Annotated in this window: 11 protein-coding genes; 5 read left to right on the top strand and 6 right to left on the bottom strand. The window is 43.9% G+C overall.

The window, feature by feature from the left end; translation table 11 throughout:
• Positions 1-14: 14 nt before the first annotated feature.
• From addA to ahcY, 6 genes are all read right to left on the bottom strand, one after another.
• Positions 15-3497, bottom strand: coding sequence for a double-strand break repair helicase AddA (gene addA, locus H3S82_RS02025; RefSeq protein ID WP_198237098.1), 3483 nt, complete (start codon positions 3495-3497; stop codon positions 15-17).
• The gene (gene addB / locus H3S82_RS02020) at positions 3494-6580 is read right to left on the bottom strand and encodes a double-strand break repair protein AddB (RefSeq protein WP_198232513.1); all 3087 of its coding nucleotides are present in this window, start codon (positions 6578-6580) and stop codon (positions 3494-3496) included. The genes addA and addB overlap by 4 nt, the downstream gene beginning before the upstream one ends.
• Entirely contained in the window at positions 6577-7296 is a 720-nt protein-coding gene (locus tag H3S82_RS02015) for a nucleotidyltransferase family protein (protein ID WP_198232512.1), read from the bottom strand. Before H3S82_RS02015 ends, addB begins: the two co-directional genes overlap by 4 nt.
• Positions 7297-7300: 4 nt before the next feature.
• The gene (gene tsaE / locus H3S82_RS02010; protein WP_198232511.1) at positions 7301-8788 is read right to left on the bottom strand and encodes a tRNA (adenosine(37)-N6)-threonylcarbamoyltransferase complex ATPase subunit type 1 TsaE; all 1488 of its coding nucleotides are present in this window, start codon (positions 8786-8788) and stop codon (positions 7301-7303) included.
• Complete coding sequence (locus tag H3S82_RS02005) at positions 8785-11268, bottom strand: ATP-binding protein (protein ID WP_198232510.1); 2484 nt, start codon at positions 11266-11268, stop codon at positions 8785-8787. The genes tsaE and H3S82_RS02005 overlap by 4 nt, the downstream gene beginning before the upstream one ends.
• A gap of 132 nt (positions 11269-11400) precedes the next feature.
• Positions 11401-12798: an adenosylhomocysteinase gene (ahcY, locus tag H3S82_RS02000; RefSeq protein ID WP_075869610.1), complete on the bottom strand. Its 1398-nt coding sequence runs from the start codon at positions 12796-12798 to the stop codon at positions 11401-11403.
• Between the two features lie 314 nt (positions 12799-13112).
• Between ahcY and rfbA the strand changes: the two genes are divergently transcribed.
• The 5 genes from rfbA to H3S82_RS01975 are packed head-to-tail and all read left to right on the top strand — an operon-like array spanning position 13113 to position 20320.
• Positions 13113-13994 carry a glucose-1-phosphate thymidylyltransferase RfbA gene (rfbA, locus tag H3S82_RS01995; RefSeq protein ID WP_198232509.1) on the top strand — a complete coding sequence of 294 codons (882 nt, stop codon included), beginning with the start codon at positions 13113-13115 and terminating at the stop codon, positions 13992-13994.
• Positions 13987-14559, top strand: a complete 573-nt coding sequence (gene rfbC, locus H3S82_RS01990; RefSeq protein ID WP_198232508.1) for a dTDP-4-dehydrorhamnose 3,5-epimerase — start codon at positions 13987-13989, stop codon at positions 14557-14559. Before rfbA ends, rfbC begins: the two co-directional genes overlap by 8 nt.
• The gene (gene rfbB, locus H3S82_RS01985) at positions 14556-15590 is read left to right on the top strand and encodes a dTDP-glucose 4,6-dehydratase (protein WP_198232507.1); all 1035 of its coding nucleotides are present in this window, start codon (positions 14556-14558) and stop codon (positions 15588-15590) included. Before rfbC ends, rfbB begins: the two co-directional genes overlap by 4 nt.
• Before the next feature lie 15 nt (positions 15591-15605).
• Positions 15606-16463, top strand: a complete 858-nt coding sequence (gene rfbD, locus H3S82_RS01980) for a dTDP-4-dehydrorhamnose reductase (protein WP_198232506.1) — start codon at positions 15606-15608, stop codon at positions 16461-16463.
• Positions 16464-16495: 32 nt separating this feature from the next.
• Entirely contained in the window at positions 16496-20320 is a 3825-nt protein-coding gene (locus tag H3S82_RS01975) for a glycosyltransferase (RefSeq protein WP_198232505.1), read from the top strand.
• Positions 20321-21192 lie beyond the last annotated feature (872 nt).

Below are 21192 nucleotides of genomic sequence, written 5' to 3'. Positions count from 1 at the left end.
AGCTTTTTCAACCATTATCCTACCGGTAAATTACTTTTTTCTTTATTGATTATAAAATCAAGTTTTTTGCCGTCGAGTTCAAAAACTTTCGGTCCATCACTGTAGATCAGCAATGTTCTGACGGTCTTATTCGGGTGAATACTCATCAATAGCGTTCGGTAAAGTGCCATTTGCAACATGTAGCTGTCGGGAATTTGCTGTTCGCGTTTGGGCGCACGACCGGTTTTGAAGTCACCCAGAACAATTGTGTCATCGCCATCATTGAGACGGTCTATCTGCCCGGAAACGACGTATTTTTTGCCCCTTATTGTGACAGTTCCCATCAATGTCACTTCGGCGCGCGCTTCTTTGGCAAATAAGGGGCGCAATGCTTCATCATCCATAACCTTGAAGGTCTGGGTGAAAGCATCCTCTCTTTGTTCCTCGCTCCATTCAGGTGCAGCTTTTTCAAGATAGGCACGGGCAAGCCTTTGCCGGTCTTCTTCCCGAATTTGCGGCAAATACTGCAAAAGCCGGTGAATGATTGTCCCGCGTTCGATAGCAAATGAAGAATTTGCCGGTTTTTCTCCCAGAACCGGCGAAATCGTAACATTATTTTTTGCCGCCGGTGCATTCTCGTCAATGTCAAGTGAAGCACCTGAAGGGGTAAGCGGCTTAGGTAAATCGGTTTCCGGTTCCATGCGTTTATGGAAATAGGAAGGGAGAGGAAAAGCGGGAACGACTGCTTCATCTTCCGCAGTTTTTGTTTCGACACTTGCGCGGTTGTCATCCACGCAATAACGCCATGCCTTGATGTCGGGTGAAGGTCCGGCAATTTCTTCCGAAACCGGCTTCAATGCTTCACCGACAAGTTCACTCCATGTCCCGCCAACAGCATTCTTTCCCCGATAACCACAAACGATAAGGCGGTCTTCTGCCCGTGTCATGCCAACATAAAGAAGGCGCCTATATTCTTCTTCGGCTTTCAATTTTAACGTATTGATATAATTGTCACCGAATGATGTTTTGAACTCTTTTGCGGGCTGCCACAAAAAGCTCTTCTTGCCATGATCATCAATTTCGATGAATTTCGGTTCATGTTGCGCGTTCCAGATACGCGAACCGGAATCGACCAGAAAGACAATCGCACTTTCCAGCCCCTTTGCCGCATGAACAGTCATAATACGGACTTCTTCACGATTCTGGTCGAGTTCACGTTTGATTTCCGGATCGGAAAGCTTGATTGTTTCCAGAAAAGCCTGCAAACCGGGCAAACCGGTTTTCTGGATGGATAAAGTATAATCCATGAACGCATCAAGGACATCGCTTGCTTCCGAACCCAATCGGGCGAGGATTTTTGCTCGTCCCTGATCCTCGCTCAATATATGACTATAAAATTCATAGACAGGGGTTTTATCGGCAAGGTTTCTATATTTTTTGAGTAAAGCCAGAACAGTTGCAAATTCCGGCTTCTCTTCACTATGGGCTTCAAGGCTACTAAACAGGCTTCCTTCACGGTTTATAGCAATATGATAGAGATCATCTTCATCAAGTCCGAAGAGCGGGCTTTTCAAAACAGATGCGAGAGAAAGGTCATCCTGCGGTTGCAGGACAAATCTGGCGAGCGCCGTTAAATCACGCACGGCAATATGGCTTGCCAGACGCAAGCGGTCGGCACCGGCAACCGGAACATTGCGGTTTTTCAAAGCGCGCGCCAAAGCGGGAACAAACTGGTCCCGTTTTCTCACCAGCACCATAATATCACTGGCTTTAACTTCTCTTCCCTGACCCGGAAGCATTTCATGATGATGAAGCCAATGGCTGATCGTCGTTGCTATTTCTTCGGCAAGGCGAACAGCCGGTGCATGAAGCTGGTCGACAGGTTTGCGCCAGTCTTCCGGCTCTTCCACATCGGTCGGCGCAATATTGTCCCAGATCACAACTTCACCGGGGTCGTTGCGGCGAACCGGCTCATGCACGGTTTTGATATTTTCGGCTGAAAGACCTTTATAATTTTCAGGCTTTTCGAATACCCGATCAACACTTTTTAAAACATCGGCTGTCGAACGAAAGGAATAATTCAAACGTATGTGGCCGAAAGATTTGCCGACGGCTTCGGCTTTTCTTTCGATAATGCGACCATTCGTTGCAAAATCTTCCGGCACTGCCCCTTGGAAGGAATAGATCGACTGTTTTTCGTCACCAACAGCAAAGACAGTGCGGTTAACCTCTCTTTGTCCTTCCCCGACAAAAAATTCCTGTGCAAGAAGCTGGATTATCTTCCACTGGGAAGGGCTTGTATCCTGCGCTTCGTCAACCAGAATATGGTCAATGCCCCTATCCAGTTTATATTGTACCCATTGGCCTGCACCGTCGCGTTTTAACAGATTAAGCGCCCGCTCGATCAAATCATCGAAATCAAGCAAACCTTCTGCCTTCTTCAAACTTTCATAACGCGCCAAAAGCCGGTAACAGAGCTTGAAGGCTGCCAAATTGAGCCGTACCAGTCGTACACGTCGCAACTTGTCGAGATAGGAAGCGAGCTTTTCCTGACGCTTTAACAAATCGTCTGCAAGCCATGGCAAAGCTGCAAGAAGTTTTTTTGATGCCAAATTGCTTATTTTTCGCGGATTTCCACGGGTAAAATAGGCAAGTTCGATAAATTTTATGCTCTCGCTATTATCCGCCTTTTCTACAAGCTCCAATCTTTCAACAAAATCTTGGGCGAAAGAGTGGCCGAGACTTTTGAATGCCTCAATAGTCTCCTCCGAATGAAGCGCCGTTTTACGGATTTCATCAGTGAGATTTTCTTCCGTATCTTCCGGAGATATTTGTAATGCTTTTTCCAGAATATGCTTGCCATCCGGTCCACTCACACGCGTGAGAAACGCCCTTAAAGCCTGCCGTTTTTCAATTGCTTCGTCTAACAGCGTAACAAGTCCATTTTCTCCTGCTGTTTTCAAAACCAGCATCAATGCGTCATGAAGAGAACTATTTTTTTGCAAATAAGCTTTTTCAAGCAAGTCACGGCGCGCATTTTTGAAAAACTCGTCACGCTTGAGATCGTCCATCATCTCGAAATGGCCGGCGATATTGGCTTCCAAAGGAAATTGGTGAAGCAGGCCTTCACAAAAAGCATGGATCGTCTGGATTTTTAACCCACCCGGTGTTTCAAGAGCACGGGCAAAAAGTCTGCGCGCTTCATCAAGCCTTTTTGTATCGGGTTTTTTACCCTCAAGCGCGATCAACACCTCTGTCAATTTGTCATCATCAAGCTCTGTCCAGCCGGAAAGAGTCTGGAAAATGCGCGTTTGCATGACAGCAGCGGCTGCTTTGGTATAAGTGAGGCACAAAATCCGCGCCGGTTCGGTGCCATTCAATAAAAGCCTTATAACCCGAAACGTCAAAACATGGGTTTTGCCGGAGCCGGCATTAGCAGATACCCACGCACTGCTTTGCGGATTGGAAGCGGCCGTCTGATTTTTAATGGCATCTTCAGGAATTTCGCGTTTGGTCATTCGTCACCTGCCGTATCAGAACCGGCCGACCATTCAAGAACCCGTGCCAAATGGTCATAATCGCCTTCATAAGTGGTCAAAGGTGGCATTGCTCGCGACAAATAGCCATGGGCGGGATTTTGATAATATTCTACAAGTTCACCCAATCTTGCCCATGCTTCTTCGGAAAGTTCGATTGCGGTTTTTTTGGCCGTGAAAGATATACGCTCTTCTTTTACTTCGCCGTGGGCATTCAAACGGATATAGGCAAGTTCGGTCGGTTTGATATTTTTAAGTGGAACAAAAGCATTGCGCGACAAAAGCGCTGCTTCCAACGCCAATTGCGGTGCCATGAGTGTTGCTGCCTGCTTCACGGAAGGAGTCGAGCCGGTTTTGAAATCAAGAATTTCGGCAAAATGCCCGTCCAACACATCAATGCGGTCGGCACGTCCTGAAAGGGTTGCTCCTTCCGGCACAATATGAACCGGACGGGCTGAAATTTCGACACATCTTTCACGCGGAGAAAGGCCTTTTTCCCAGGCGATGATTGATGGCGCAAGAATTTCGAAACGCGGCCACCATATAGCTTCAACATCAAGTGGAAGTTGCATCCGGTCAAATTCGGCACGGGCAATTTCAAGAAATTTTTGCAGTGCATCCGGTTTTTCCGGATCAATTTTCAGCATTGAAAAGCCCGCAACAATTGCATGATAAAGTGTGCCACGCTCGGCAACCGACGGATCATGGATTAGGTCATCAAGCGGCTTCAGGTGCAAAACCTTTTTGGCATAAATTGCATAAGGGTCGCGGCGTAATGTTTCGATTTCGGTAACAGAAAAATGTTTCGGACGTTGTTTCAATGGCGGTGTGGGGCATGGGCGCGCAATAAAATCGACATTTTTGCGACGATCGAGTTCCCGCGCCCAGTGGACAAAAACCCCGCCATGAGCACGCATATTAGCGCTCGCTTTGGCGCCCACAACGGTTTCCAGCCTTTGTAACCAGCGCGACGGCACAGAAGGGGCATTATCAACTCTCAATGCCCTGCTCATAATGACTTTATCCATGCCCATAGCCATCTGGAAATCATGGGCAGCCAAACCGATCCGGCGCTCGGGAGGGTCAAGTGTCAAAGTCATCTTCATTGGCCGCGACATGAACGGGTCATTGCGAGCTGTTGCTGGCCACGAGCCTTCATTCAACCCCCCGATGACCATTGTATCAACCGTTTGCAAACGCGATTCCAGTGCACCCCAGATAAAAAGACGGGGATGACCACCGGCAGAGGGGCTCACCGAGCGTGCAGCCATTAAAGCTTCAAGAATCGCCGGCAATTCGGAAATATCGAATGTGAGGCCGGATTGATCGGCAACAAGATCACGCAGCAAAGATATAATGGCTTTTCCCGCTTCTCCTGCATAAAGCGCGTGAAACGAGCCTTGCTCGTTAGCCCCGAAATTTTCCAGAACTTCAGTCGTAGCACGGGCAACTTCGTTCACCGACTGCGGTTCGCTTTTTGCCATCAATGCCACCAATGGCTGAACGGCTTTCACCAGTGAAGACGCAAGATTTCTTGCTTCTTCGATCATATCGGTATCAATATCGCTCGTTTCGTTTTCATCTGTTGTGAGAGCAAGAAGACGCTCTTCAACAAACTGCTCACAGGTTGCAATATTGATTCTTCCGGTTCCCCCCCTTAATGCAAAGAGCTCGAAACGCTCGGCAATTTTTCGTAAAGCTCCGCGTTCATATCCAAGCGATGTCAAAGGGTGTTTCAAAAGCGACAGAAAAGCCACCGGATCACCAGGTTGAAACAAAGTTTGCAAAATAAGCCGCAACAAAGTTGCCGGTAACACTTCGCTTAAAGGAACGCCGCCGGAATCATTGGCCTCGATGCCGAAACGTTTGAGTTCGGCAACAACACGTCGGGCAAGATTTCTGTCCCCCGTCACAAGTGCGGCCGTTTTCTTTTTGTCTTCAATTGCTTGCCTTAGCGCAACTGCAATTGCCAAAGCCTCTTCACGCTCATTGGCGGCCTCGATCAAAGAGACATCGGCAAAAATTTCATCAAAACCATCACGTTTCAATTGTGACCATGTGTCGGTAGTGACAGCCGGTCGCAATGCTTCAGATAATATTGCAGCGCGTTTTTTCTTGTTTTCCGAAGGCGCTCCGATCTCGTCAACGACATTTCTTGTCAGTTTCATGCGGTCGAACAATTTTTTGAAGCTATATTGCGGATGGCCGAAAATAGAGGGGTCATCATGCGTTTCATCAAGTGCTGCCCACTGGGCATCATCCATGGCAAGGTCAAGACCGGGCAGGACAACCGCACCATTTTCCAATCCGCTAACTACTTTCAGCAAATCGGCAATAGCCGGAATCGAGCCATTGGAACCGGCCACAATAACCGGATCACGCGGTTTGTTACGCAAAAGTCTTTCAGTTTCCGCCCGAATAGCCTGATTGCGCCATTCTGCCGGATTTATTTTTTGCCGTTCGGCAAGAATATCAGGCCAGGTTTTTGTTACAATTTCAAGAAAATCAAGTGTCACCTGCCACCATTCGGCGACCATATCGGGGGCAATATCTTTAAGCTTTGCCCAGTCGGCGGACTCTGTCTCGACCTCGTCCATCAAACGGGCGAGATCTTCGGCAAGCCAGATCGCATCGGCTGTATTGGCCGGTATGATAATATCTTCACTCCCGAAGAGCGAGCGCACATGGGCGGGCAAATTCTCCCGCCACGGACGAATGAGACGCGCTAATAACAAGAGCCGCTCGACATCGCCAATTTTCGGATTGAGCGATAAAGCTGCCGCTCCATTATCAAGGAAGAAAGCCGTGTCTTCATCAACATCGCCCAAAGGGCGAATTGTCGGCAAGAAACTTGAATGTGTCTTGCTCATCTCTACAAAACAGGAGCGCAGTGCGCGCGCGGCGCGACGAGTGGGAACATAGATAAGGGTATCTGCCAAAGCTTTCTGGATATTGCCGCCTTTGCCGAAATCTTTAATCAGGCGTCCTGAAAGAAGTGCATCAACAAAAGTCGGCAAAAACGGCGCACCGCTCGAAATCGAAAACAGCTTGGGCTTGTCTTTCACGCGATTTCCCCCCTTTGGCGCATCAGCTCCTCAACCTTGCTAATCATTGCAATTGTCCCGACAGTATACCAGTTGCCATCCAAAGGAAAACCATAAAGACGACCACGGGCTATCGCCTCGTCAAAATAGAGATTGAGCGATTGCGGCTCAATTTTTGCAAATGCAAATATTTTCGGATTTACAATAAGTGCACCACCATAAATAACCGCTTCCGGTGCATTTGCAGGTGCACGAACAAGTTTTTGACCTTCACCAATCAGGAAATCACCTTTTTCCGGACCCGCTGCCTGCACGCGTTTGACCGTCATAAGCAACATATCCATTTTTTCGGGGTCAAAACGATTTGCCATTGCTTCAAGAGTTGGCGTGCCATGGTCGACCCAGAATGTATCGGCGTTAAGAACAAAAAACGGATTTTCTCCCAAAAGCGGCAAAGCTTTCACCACGCCTCCGGCAGAATCGAGAAGTTCCGCACGCTCGTCCGAAATGGTTACATGAGGTTTTTTACGGCTTTCGACATGACTTTCGATGGAATCGGCAAGATAATGGACATTAACCACCGCTTCCTCGACGCCAGCTTTTTCCAGGGCGTCAAGAGCGCGGTTCAAAAGACTTCGACCGGCAATTTTTACCAGTGGTTTCGGTGTTTTGAAAGTCAATGGCCGCATGCGGGTGCCAAGCCCCGCAGCAAGCACCATGGCATGTGTTATTTTCATTTTTTCACTCTTCAACCAGTTTCGAGGCAATATAGAATTGACGCAATGATGAAAGGGCCGGATGTTCAAGATTGCGCTTCAGATAATCGCGGCAATGCGGCAAATGTTTCAAATAAGCGGGCTTGCCATCACGCTTGTCAAGACGAACAAAAATACCGAGAATTTTGGAAACGCGTTGCGCACCGGCAATAGCATAGATGAGTTTGAACTGTTCTTCATCAAAGATACGCGCGCCCTTTTTGCGTTCATTGCAATAAGCCTTGATAATACGCTCCTCAAGCGGGCGGTTAATAGCAACACGCGCATCCTGGGCGAGTGATACAACATCATAGGCTGTCGGACCAATTTGCCCGTCCTGAAAATCAATGAGACCTATTTTTTTCAAACCCTGTTCATTCTCCCGCCAGATAATATTGGGCGAATGATAATCGCGCATGACAAAACTTTGTTCTGCCTGTTCAAAAATTTCAAAAAACGGCTCCCATTGCCGATAGAATTCTTCCTTTAAGGAATGACTTATCTCTGTTCCGGTAGAGTAAGGGAAATACCAGTCAAGAAGAAGAGAAACTTCGGCCTGCAAAACACTCCGATCATAAGCCGGTATATCAAGTGTCAAATCATCGAATTTTTGATGTTTTGGCCACTCTTTCTGATGAAATGAAGAAAGCAATTTTCCCGATTCGATATAGCGGTTTTCAATCGGCTTCCGTTCTTCATCCAATATGCCGTCCCGCCCGAGATCGTCGGTAATGAGCAAACCGTTTTCCAAATCTTGTGCTAGAATTTCTGGCGCTACAAAACCATTTTTTAAAATCAGCCGGTCAATGCCGACAAATTGGCTGACCGATGTCGCAAGATGGGCAATTTGTCCATAAGACTGGCCACTTTGTTCCGGCATTTCCATTGCCGGCGCATTCATCAAAATCTCATGACCATCCTTGCCATAAATAATCTCGTAGGAACGCGCCGAAGCATCACCGGTAAAATAACGGCGTTTGAAATTGCCACGATTATTGGATTTTAAAAACTCTCTTATTTCAAGTGAACGCTTGAGCCGGTCGGCAGCACGGCCTTCCGCCTCAACCGTTATTTTTCGACCATTTCCCTGATGTTCAAGAAAAATGGCAAAATCTGCTTTTCCCAATTCTCCTTGAGCTTTTTCCGGCCATTCGACAAGAACAACCCCGGCCTCTCGTGCCTCTCCAAAACCAAGTTCGTCAATTTCTTCCGGTTCGTTAATGCGATAAAGATCGGCATGAGTGAGGCTAAATTTGGGCATGTCATAGACTTGAACAAGTGTGAAGGTTGGACTTGGAACATCCATCCCGTCATCATCTGCTAATGTGCGAACAATAGAACGGGAAAGCGATGTTTTCCCTGTTCCAAGGTCTCCTTCAAGCGTAACGAGATTACCTTTTTCAAGAGCTAGCGCAAAATCCTCGCCGAAGCGTTCGGTTGCTTTTTCATCTTCAAGAAATAAACTGAAAATCATTCTGTTTCCTCTGATTGAAGCAACGTTGCAGGTGAAGAGCGTTTGGCTGGAAAGCGGCAAAAAACGGTTGTTCCTTTAGCATTTCCGGTCTCTATCGTGACGCTGCCACCGTGAAGCTCGACAAAGCTTTTGACAATCGAAAGACCAAGTCCTGCTCCGGCACGTGAACCATGATGGGCATGGGATGAAAACCGCTTGAAAACAGTATCAAGAATTTCTTCCGGAATTCCCGCTCCGTCATCATGGACAGAAAAGACAATGTCATTTCCGTCCTTTTTGGCAGAAAAGGTAATGACACTATTGTCGGGAGCAAAATTGGCCGCATTGCTCAATACATTGACAAAAATTTGCCGTAACCTTGCCTGATCTGCCGGAATCGTCGTGAGGCCGTCTTCAATTTTTTCTTCAATTTGTACCGGACGGGCGCCGAGGCGCTCTTTCGTTCGTTCTGTTGCAAAAGCCATTGAAGCGGCAATATCGACATCTTTAATATCAAGTTCCATAATGCCGGCATCAAGTTTGGCAAGATCGAGAATATCATTGACGATATCAAGAAGTGCACCGGATTCGGAAGCGATGTGCTTGAGATATTCCTGTTGGCGGGAATTAAGAGTGCCGAAAAGTCCGCTCTGTAAAATATCCGAAAAGCCGATAATATTGGTAAGAGGGGTGCGCAATTCATAAGATACATGGCGAACAAACTCGCTGCGCAACGCGTCGGCACTGCGCAATGCATCATTCTTTTCTTGCAATGCACGGGTGATATTGACCGTATCCGTCACATTGACAAAGGTCATCATGGTCTGTGCGTTTGGTAAAGGAACCAACGCATAATCAAGAATAACGTCGTTCGTTAAATCCATACGCCCCGAAATGGCATCCCGATTTTCACTAAAACCGGTTATAAATGCGCCAAATGTATCCCACGCATTGCTTGTTGTCTTTTTCGCGCAATTCTCCTGAAGTTTTGAAATATGCGTTCCTTCAACGGTCAATTCGGTGGGTAAAGACCATAATTTGGCGAGTGCCGGATTGGAAAGACGCATACGCCCGTCCGGACCAAACAAAGCGACACCTTCAGAAAGATGGTCCAGCGTTTCACCTTGCATTTCAATGAGGCTGTTATAACGCCTTTCAAGATCTATTTTTTCAGTGAGATTTTCAAAAAGCCATGTCACGCCGCCTTGCGGATGAGGACTTGCGAGAACCCTGAGCGTGCGACCATCCGGCAAATTCCAGATTTGCTGGCTTGGTTCACCCGAACGATAAGCAGAAAAAAGCTCTTCCTTCCACCCTCTCCAATCCGGCTTTTCAGCAATAATGCCTTCTTCCCGCAAACGATCAAGAAGAAGAGTATGACTGGGTTCGCTTTCCAGAAAAACCGTATCCAACGGCCAGAGCGTTGCGAAGGCCTGATTGGCAAATTTCAGTTTTTGATCGGGACCGAAAATGGCAACTGCCGTTGAAATCTGGTCAAGTGTTTCGGAATGTCCGCGCGCCATGCGCTTCATTTCTTCCGACATTTCTTCCATGGCGCTGATATCGTGAGCAAATGTTGCAACACCATCTTCGGACGTCACTTGTGTGACTTCAAGGAGCCTCCGATCCCCTTCGACAATGGCATAGGCCGGCCCTTTGAAAAGCGGCTTATTTTCTAAGAGTTTCTGACGTGTTGCTTCATTAAACAGAGAGGTTTCTTGCGCTTTTTCGGGGTCGTAACCGCTTGCCTTCTGAAACGCACGATTGGCATAGATAATTCTGTTATCGCGATTGACGAGCCAGACAGGTTCATCAAGCGCCTCAAGAAGAACATTACGCATTGCAAGCATCGTCTTTATAAAAGCGGCATGTTTTTCAAGCTTGGCAAGCTGTTCTTGTTGGCCGGAAAGATCCTGAAAACGCAAAATTGCAGATGTTCCTGCAATAAGGCCGGTTGCTTCAACCAATGTTTTTTGTTTGGTATTCAAATAAAGATCAAAAGATTGCCCGTCATGTCGCAAATGATTGAGAGCTTCATCAAGGACACGGACTTCATTATCATCAAGCCACTGCCCAAAACGCAGTATATCTTTCGGCTTTACTTGCAGCCGATCTAAAGTACCCATATGACCGATTATCTTAGGAAGAGCAGCCGGTGTTTTCCAGATAAGCGCACATTGTCCCGTATGCATCAGAAATCGCTCGTAATTGTCGATATCCTGAAATTTATCGGAATTGTTATCTCCCTGATCAGAAGAAGTTTTTGAAAAATGGCGGAAAAATATGGCGAGGCAAATCATCAATGCCGCAACAATAATCCCGCCGATAATTGCGATCTGGAGTGCATGACTTCCGAAATCGGAAAGCACATCAGGGACTGCAGCATCGCTCTTCAAGGGAGTTACAGAAAAACAGGCAAAAGCAGCCAGGCTCGAGAAAATCCCCGACAATAATTTGCTCTTATATCCACCTCTAGCCTGCAAAGTTGATTTCTCGATCATATTTAGCCGAATCAGGCTTAACCATACATGTCTATGCTTTTCAGGTGAAGTATCTTCAAAAAAACAAAGGTCGGGCATTTCTGCCCGACCTTTAAAAACAATATGGATTAGCTTCTTTCAGCCAAACCGGTTTTAGTAGCGATAGCGATCAGGCTTGAACGGACCTTCGACCGAAACACCGATATAGGCAGCCTGCTCTTCCGACAGCGTTGTCAGTTTGACGCCAAGACGATCAAGATGCAGACGGGCAACTTTTTCATCAAGATGTTTCGGCAAAACATAGACCTGATTTTTATAATTCTCGCCACGTGTGAACAATTCGATCTGGGCTAATGTCTGGTTGGTGAAAGACGCCGACATAACAAAAGAAGGATGCCCTGTTGCATTGCCAAGATTAAGCAGACGTCCTTCCGAAAGAAGAATAATGCGTTTTCCATCCGGAAATGTAATCATGTCGACTTGCGGCTTGATATTTGTCCATTTCAGGTTTTTCAGTGAAGCAACCTGAATTTCATTATCAAAATGTCCGATATTGCCGATAATGCACATATCCTTGACTGCGCGCATATGTTCAAGGCGGACAATGTCACGGTTTCCCGTTGCCGTAATGATGATATCGGCGGTCGGTGCAGCATCCTCGAGTGTTACAACCTCATAGCCATCCATAGCTGCCTGCAAGGCACAAATCGGGTCAACTTCGGTAACCTTGACGCGCGCACCGGCACCAGAAAGAGAAGCGGCACAGCCTTTACCGACATCGCCATAGCCGCAAACAATAGCAACTTTACCGGCCATCATCACGTCGGTACCGCGACGGATACCGTCAACCAGCGATTCTTTACAGCCATAACGGTTGTCGAATTTGGATTTTGTTACACTGTCATTGACGTTGATTGCGGGGAACGGAAGCAACCCTTGTTCCTGTAAATGATAGAGACGATGAACACCTGTCGTTGTCTCTTCGGTCACGCCTTTGATGGCATCACGTTGACGGGTAAAGAAACCGGGGGTTTCTTTCATGCGTTTTTTGATTTGGGCAAAGAAAATTGCCTCTTCTTCGGATTCCGGCTTGGAAAGAACATCTTCTCCATCTTCGGCACGGGCACCGGTCAGAATATAAGCTGTTGCATCACCGCCATCATCAAGAATCATATTTGAAGGCTTACCGTCCGGCCATTGGAAAATGGCATCGGTATAGCTCCAATATTGTTCAAGCGTTTCGCCCTTGACTGCAAAAACAGGTGTACCACCTGCAGCAATTGCTGCGGCAGCATGGTCCTGCGTTGAAAAAATATTACATGAGGCCCAGCGCAAATCTGCACCGATCATTTTCAATGTTTCGATAAGAACGGCTGTCTGGATTGTCATGTGCAGCGAACCGGAAATGCGTGCGCCACGCAACGGTTGAGAGGAGCCGAATTCCTCACGGCAGGCCATTAGCCCCGGCATTTCAGTTTCGGCAATATCGAGTTCTCTGCGACCATAGTCGGCAAGGCCGATATCCTTGATAATATATTCTTTGGCAGCCATTATGCACTCCTTGAAGATTTTTAGCTTCCGGTGATTTAACAGATGTCGCACAATGGCGCAACAGGGATATAAAGAGATCTTTATGCCAAATGTAATTTTGACAGGTGACTAAAAAACAGACATAAGCGGCCAAAATTACGCCTATGTTTTGGTTATATAGATGCGCCTTTATTGGTTTTATGATAAACACTGTTATATAGATATCGGAATTTATGACTCAAATTTTTCTCGAATTCTTTGTGGATATATCACGTGAAACACTTAAATAACATTTTACTTGTTTTCAAAAAAGCTATTCAAGTGAGGTTAAGCGTATGAAGGGGATTATTCTTGCTGGCGGGAGCGGAACGAGACTATATCCGGCAACTTTGGGAATTTCAAAGCAACTTTTGCCAATTTATGATAAACCGATGATTTATTATCCGCTGGGTGTTCTTATGTTGGCAGGAATCCGTGATATTCTTATTATATCGACGCCGCGTGATCTCCCGCTGTTTCATCATTTACTGGGTGATGGCAGCGCTTACGGAATTAATTTTTCCTATGCCGAACAAGCCCATCCGAATGGCCTTGCCGAAGCCTTTAAAATTGGCAAAAACTTCATTGGCGATAACCATGTGTCACTTGTACTTGGCGATAATATTTTTTTCGGTCACGGCCTTGCGAACCAGCTTGAAAAAGCGAAATCACTCAAAAATGGCGCAACCGTATTTGCCTATCGTGTCGATGACCCTGAACGATATGGGGTTGTAAGTTTCGATAAGCAAACAGGCATGGCAGAATCACTCGTTGAAAAGCCGGAAAAACCACGATCCAATTGGGCTGTTACCGGACTTTATTTTTATGACAATGATGTCGTTTCATTTGCACAAGATTTAAAACCTTCTGCTCGTGGAGAACTCGAGATAACCGATATCAATAGCTTATATCTTGCTGAAAAGCGTTTACAAGTTATCCGACTTGGGCGTGGATATGCATGGCTTGACACGGGCACTCATGATAGCCTTCACGACGCATCGTCTTATGTTAGAGCGATTGAAAAACGACAAGGCATCAAGGTGATGTGTCCAGAAGAAATCGCTTATAATAACGGCTATCTGACAGCTGATCAGGTTTTAAAACGGGCTGATCAGCTAGGGAAAACCGGCTATGCAAAATATTTAAAACGTCTTGTTACGGAGATCGGTAATGATTGAAGTCAATAAAACGCCTATTTCCGATGTTTTTATAATTCAGCCTAAAAAATTCGGAGATAATCGCGGTTTTTTTTCTGAAACTTATAATGCCAAAGATTTTTCAGCTCACGGTATCAACGACATTTTCGTTCAAGACAACCAATCTTATTCTGCTAAAGCCGGTACTTTAAGAGGATTGCATTACCAACTTACTCCACACGCGCAAACAAAACTCGTTCGCGTAACACGGGGACGTGTATTTGACGTTGCAGTTGATATAAGACGCGGTTCGTCAACTTTTCTCAAATGGACAAGTGTTGAACTTTCACCCGACAAATGGAACGAGTTCTATATTCCTGCGGGTTTTGCACACGGTTTTCTAACGCTTGAGGACAATTGTGAATTTGTCTATAAAGTAACAGACTATTATGCTCCTGAATGCGATCGTTCTATTCGTTTTGATGATCCTGACATAGCGATCAAATGGCCGATCGACCTTGCCCATGTCGAGCTTTCGGAAAAAGACAAAAATGCACCATTTTTGAAAGATGCGGAGCTCTTCGATTTTGCGGAGATGACAAAGTGAAAATTCTTGTGACTGGCGGTGCAGGTTTTATCGGGTCGGCATTGTGCCGACATCTTGTTAATAAGGGATATGATGTTTTTAATGTTGATAAGCTGACCTATGCAGGAAATCTTCAATCTTTAAAAACATTGGCTGGTAAACAAAACTATCATTTCTATCAATTGGATATCTGTGACAGTGATGCTGTTTTTAAAATTTTGGAAAACGAACAAATCGACGCCATTATGCATCTTGCAGCTGAAAGTCATGTAGATCGATCAATTCTTGGGCCATCAGCGTTTATTGAGACAAATATTGTAGGCACTTTTCGTTTATTGGAAGCAGCGCGCCGTTATTTTGAAAAATTGGACCATAGCAAACAAAAGACATTCCGCTTTCACCATATCTCTACCGATGAAGTGTTCGGAGATCTGCCTTTCGACAGCGGTATTTTTACCGAACAAACACCGTATAACCCGTCTTCTCCCTATTCTGCCTCGAAAGCCTCGTCGGATCATCTGGTGCGCGCTTGGCATCATACTTATGGGTTGCCAACTGTTATTTCCAATTGTTCAAATAATTATGGTCCATACCATTTTCCCGAGAAACTTATTCCGCTTGTTATTCTCTCCGCGCTTGATGAAAAGCCACTGCCTATTTATGGAGAGGGAAAAAATATTCGCGACTGGCTTTATGTCGAGGACCACGCACGGGCTTTGGAAACAATCGTACGTCATGGCAAAATAGGCGAGAGCTATAATGTTGGCGGGCATAATGAACGAACCAACCTTCAGGTCGTCGAATCTATCTGTGACATTCTTGATGGACTCAAGCCCCGTGCGAATGGAAAATCCTATCGGGAACTCATTACATTTGTTAAAGACCGAGCCGGACATGACAGGCGTTATGCGATTGATCCAACGAAAATCATGACAGAACTTCATTGGAAACCGCAGGAGACCTTTGACACAGGTTTGAAGAAAACCGTCCAGTGGTATCTTGACAATAAATGGTGGTGGCAGCCGTTAAAAGAACGCGCAAAAATCGCTTGAAAAGGGGGAACAACTGTGAAAATTCTGGTTACCGGAAGAAACGGTCAAGTTGCGCAATCTATGCTGCATTCAACACAAGATGGCGTTGAAATTGTTGCACTTGGTCGACCCGAACTTGATATCACTGATAAGATTTCAATTGCAAAGGCTGTTCAAGTTTATAAGCCTGACATCGTTGTCAACGCCGCTGCCTATACTGCTGTCGATAAGGCCGAAACCGAGATTCAGGAAGCATTTGCTGTCAACAGAGACGGTGCCAAAAATGTTGCGGAAGTTGGGCAAGACAATGGTTTGCCGATCATTCATATTTCGACAGACTATGTCTTTAACGGACAAAATGAAAATGGTTATAAGGAAGATGATGCTCCAGGACCACTGAATGTTTATGGCCTTTCCAAGCTGGAAGGCGAATGGGCTATAATAGAAGCCAATCCAGACCACATCATTTTGCGCACTGCCTGGGTTTATAGCCGATTTGGAAATAATTTTGTTAAAACGATGATCCGGCTGGCGCAAACGCATGATGAAATAAACGTCGTGTGCGACCAGTGGGGAACTCCGACAAGTGCCGATTTTATTGTTAACAATATTATTGCTATCAGCAAGCAAGTAACAGGTAAAATTCCACCACAAAACTGGCGTGGTATTTTTCATCTTGTGCCTAACGGAAAAACGAATTGGGCCGATTTTGCTCGTGAAGTGTTTAGCCTGTCAAAGAAAACAGGCGAAAAACTATGCAATATTCGTTCTATCAGCTCTTTAGAATACAGGACCTCTGCTACGAGACCAAAAAATTCATTGCTGAATAATGAGAAAATACGTTCTACATTCAAATTACAGATTATTGGATGGAAGACATATTTTACAATGTAATATGGCATGCCGCTGGAACATAGGGAAAAAATATGCAGGATTTAAAGAAGATTTTTTGGGATCATGACAATAAATCGTCTGATAAATGGGAAAACTATATTGACGTATATACTCAGTTTTTTGATGTTTTTTTGAAGCAGAACAGCCCCATAAGTTTACTTGAAATCGGCGTACAGAACGGCGGATCGCTGGAAATTTGGAAAAAATATTTTCCTGACGGCTCAACATTTGTCGGGCTTGATATAAATCCTGAATGTGCCAAATTGGATTTCGAAAGCGGCATTAACGTTTTCTGCTGCGATGCATCGAATGAAAAACAGCTTAATGACAAATTGAAGGATGATCAGTTTGACATTGTCATTGATGACGGGTCACACAAATCTAAGGATATTATTGCTGCTTTCAAAAATTGTTTTCTTCGTATGAAACCAGGGGGATTATTCATAATAGAAGATCTCCATTGCAGTTACGATGCAGCGTATCAAGGTGGTTTTCGTGCAAAAGGTGCAGCACAGGAATTTTTAAAAAACCTGACTGACGCATTAAATTATCAATATATACCGGCAAATGAAATCGCTACATTGAAAGATGGAAAAACATTTCATTTATACAGTCAACGTATCGAATCTATACATTTTTATGATTCAATTGTTGTAATAAAATTTCATAAGGTTTTTGCTGACCACAATTATAAACGATATTTGACCGGACATCATCAAAGTATTTATAATAATTTAAAGGATCTTGAACGCAACCTAAATGATACAAAACATCCGCTTGTTGTTTCACGTTCCATGTTTTTTGAAGTTAATCCGGATTATCGGTCTAAAGTTCTTGTAGAACCTCCAATGTTCACCTTGTTAAAAGATAATAATTCATATCTGTTTAAATATACCAAGCTCTGGCAAGCTTCCAAGCCAATCGGTCAAGGAAAAAACGAAGCTTGCTTATTTATGCAGCAGAAAACGTCGAATAAAGAAACAAAAAGCAAGTTTAAACGCTTCTGCAAAAAATGGAAAAAGAGCATCAAAAAGCGCTTACACTATGTGGGATTAGGGCCAAGGCCACTGAAAAATTCCACCGGATCAGATAAGTTATCAACTCGTTTCATTGATATTCCGGTTGAAAAAAATTTTTCTATTGCTGCAAAAAATGTACGCGATAGGTTTGACTATACAAATAATTATAATTTCATCCGTAATGGCGACATAAAATTCACTATACTTATAAGTGTATTCGACACTCCTCCCCAATTTCTGGAACGTCTTTTTCAAACTTTACTTTTGCAAAGTTATCAAAATTTTGAAATTGTAGTGGTCGATGATTTTTCAAAACCACCTTATATACGGGAAATTCTAACGAGATTTTCTGATATCGATAATCGCATAAAAGTTATCTATAACGATGAAAATTTAGGAATTGCCGGATCCAGTAATATGGGATTGCAGATCGCCTCGGGCGATTACATCGCATTTGTCGATCACGACGATGAATTGACTTGGGATGCACTACAATCCGTCGCCGAGTGTATAAAGGAGCATCCTCAGGCTGATGTCGTCTATTCGGATGAGTGCATCATTGATGAGAATGGCTGTCCGTTGCAAATTTTCGCAAAGCCGGATTGGAGCCCTGTGCTTCTAACCAATAACATGTATATCGGGCATCTGACAGTTTGCCGCACTTCTCTCGTAAAAGAGATCGGTGGTTTTCGTAGCCGATATGATTTTTCACAGGACTATGATCTTGCTTTACGTATGACAGAGAAAACCGATAACATCTATCATATAGCAAAACCGCTATATGGCTGGCGCGCGATTGCTACTTCCGGGGCGGCAGGGGGTAAGGATTATGCCAGGGTTACCAACATTCTGGCTTTGCAATCTGCAGCTGATCGAAGAAATTGGAATGGTAAAGCAAAGCCGTTATCTTTTGGCAATCGTATCGAGTGGGATGAAGCCGGTAAAGAACCAATGGTATCGATTATTATACCATCGGATAACATTGAAAATATTCGTGCTTCACTCAATTCTATCCTAACTCATACAGATTATACCAATTATGAAATCTTGGTCGTTACAAACTCGAAAATTATCGACCAGTTAAAGAGTGAAAATAAGACTATAAGTTTTGTGAGCTACGATAAGCCCTTCAACTTTTCTGATAAGTGTAATCAAGGGGCAATGCAAGCGAAAGGCCAATTTCTGGCATTTTTCAATGACGATGTTAGAATCATAAATGATGATTGGTTGAAACAGCTCGTTCACGTGGCTCTGATCAAGGGAGTTGGCGCCGTAGCTCCCAAAATGCTTTATTCAAATGGCACTATTCAACACGCCGGCATGGTCACCGGGGTGCGTCGTTTGGTTGGTACTGCATTTCATGCAGTTCCAGACATTCAACATCCGTACTTCAATATGGCAGATCAAATACGGGAAGTTTCGCTTCTTTGCGGAGCGTGTTTACTTGTTTCTGCAAAAACATTTTCACAAGTCGGTGGATTTGACAGCAAACACACACCAATTGCTCATTCCGACGTGGATTTATGCTTTAAAATACGTGAATTAGGGCAAACATGCATATATCAACCAGATTCAAAATTAACTCATTTAGGGCATCTATCAATCGGTAAATCTGAAACGAATGTTTCTCCAAAAATTGATAAATCGGATATTTATCTTTTGAAACGTTGGCCCGAACAAGTCGCAAATGACCCATATTTCACTCCGTTAATGCGATCATTATTATATCATGACTCGCCCGAAGATTTCTCCATCTATCCAGGAAGACGATATGACAAAAAATCGAAGGGCGATATATTGATCGTGAGTCATGATCTGACAAATAGCGGTGCACCGCGAGTTGTTGTCGAAATGGCAAAGACGTTGGAAAAAGAGGGGTATTTTGTTGTTATAACCAGTCCCGAGGACGGTCCTTTAGCAAAAGAACTACAATCATTAGGCTTCAACGTTATCATAGATAGTTTGTTGCTAAAAATGCACGAAAGTGTACTATCTCTCGCACGCAATTTTGATCTCGTGATTGCAAACACAGTTGTAACATGGCCAATTGTTAAACAGCTTGATCCCGTTGTTCCGGTTTTATGGTACATCCATGAAGTGGAGCTTGTCTCGGATTTGGCTGATAAATTTCCGGATTGTGCAAAAATATTACATGATGCAGAAAATATTGTTGGTGTAAGCGACTATGCAATTGAGCATATAAAAAAATATCGAAGTAATAAGATTGGACGATTGGAAACCGGTTTTCCTCAACTTCAACGCAAAAACCATAAGGGAGATCAACTCCTATTGTCTACTTTCGGATCATATGAATATCGGAAAGGTCAAGATCTTCTTTTGGCAGCAATGCAATATCTCGCACCGGAATATCGCAAAAAATTCAAACTTCGTTTTTTTGGTCGAACATTATCAAAAGAACTCAAAGCAAAGTTGGAAGTTGATGCAAAAAGCTATGAGAATGTCTCGGTCAATGGTGAACTATCTCACGAAGATTGTGTCATCGAAACCGAAACCTCCGATCTTGTAATTGTTCCATCTCGAAGCGATACACTGCCAATAGTTTCGATAGATGCTTTAGGTGCCGGTGTGCCTATTATGTGCACAAAGGAAACCGGAACAAGTCAATATTTAGAAAACGACAAATCCGGATTTATAATTGAGCAATCGACTCCCGAAGGTATCGCAAAGGCGTTACAACACGCATTAGAATTAAGCGATAAATGGCATAACATCGGGCTTGAGGGGCAGAAAATCTTTAAAAAATATTTTTCATTGAATGTTTTTGAAAAGAATCTGTCTACTGCTGTAGAAAACCTTTTGGCTCAGAAACGCCCTTGAGGTCAGTTCAACAATAATTCAGTTAACATGCTTTATTTTTCATAACCACATAATTTATTTGTGAATATGTGGTTATGTTGTGTTATATGACGTCGTTTTAAATTTATTTATAAATAATATAATTATTTATAATTTTATTTAAAATTTAAAACAGAATTATTATATTTTTACCTTTCCTCGGCAAACAATTTTGTACGGCGCTAACACAGACTTGAAAATAGTTAGTTGCGTCAAATGACAACGATTAGGGCGAAAAAGCTACCTATCGGAAGAAAAACAGAACAAACGGTGTAACTAAAAGACAAAAGAACGAGGCGTGCAGGTGGAAAATTTCCCATCTTCAGGCAAATGAAACGCAATAAAAACATCCACGCTTTTCACCTCTCGAAGGTGGCATTGTAGCTTCAGATCATTATATGACAATCAATCAAACCTGTTTCTATTGTCTGAAAGCGTTTTGATGTTTAAAATATTTTATCCTCAACAGAGGAACAGTTCAGAAGCTTTTGCCAGAAAACGTCATCGCCTCTATGTGGTTGAGAAATTAGCTTAACAGCAAAACGGCATATTGTATTGTGCCACTCCAATTATAACCCTGAAGAGTCGTTCCATCTCCATCTCAAAGAATATGAATAGTGCGGCAATAACCGACCACGAAACAATCTCAAAAAAGAATTATCACAAGGATAGAGAAATTTTACCCGTTAACCACGTAACCTCTTTCTTTTCAAGGTTTACTTTTGGAAATAATCACTTATTAATAAAATATATATTAATTAAATATTTTTCTTTATTGTTATTATTAATTAATTTTAATATATATAAATATCGAATATATGTTTATATTTTGTGATTAAAAATATATTTATTTA

Source organism: Bartonella sp. M0192, assembly GCF_016102305.1.
Classification (GTDB): domain Bacteria; phylum Pseudomonadota; class Alphaproteobacteria; order Rhizobiales; family Rhizobiaceae; genus Bartonella; species Bartonella apihabitans.
The sequence above is the reverse complement of the archived record's forward strand: the minus strand, read 5'-3'. Positions and strand labels throughout refer to the sequence as shown.